General features: G+C 58.8%; 1 protein-coding gene. It reads left to right on the top strand.

What is annotated here, in order from left to right; all coding sequences use genetic code 11:
- Positions 1-3: 3 nt before the first annotated feature.
- A partial coding sequence (locus KJQ96_RS42590; protein WP_375293278.1) for a DUF6538 domain-containing protein occupies positions 4-257 on the top strand: 254 nt, incomplete at its 3' end.

Raw genomic sequence — 257 nt, 5'->3', positions numbered from 1 at the left:
AGAATGGCCTGCCCAACAAAAAGAAAAGGCTCCGACAACTGGTACTACCGCCGCACAATCCCAGCGGATGTCCGAGTGATCTTGCAGAAGCTACCGAAGGAGCGTCGCCCTCGCGGCTGGTACAAGACGCACATTAGCATCTCACTCGGCACTGCTGATCGCGTTGCCGCCAAGGCGAAATGCCCGGAGGTGTCTGCCAGCGTAGAGCGACAGCTCAAAGCATTGCGTGAAGGCCCCAAGCCACTCGCAGCCAAGCA

This window comes from Bradyrhizobium sp. sGM-13 (assembly GCF_018398875.1).
Lineage (GTDB): Bacteria > Pseudomonadota > Alphaproteobacteria > Rhizobiales > Xanthobacteraceae > Bradyrhizobium.
Note: the sequence above shows the minus strand (reverse complement) of the source record. Positions and strands in the feature narration are given on the sequence as shown.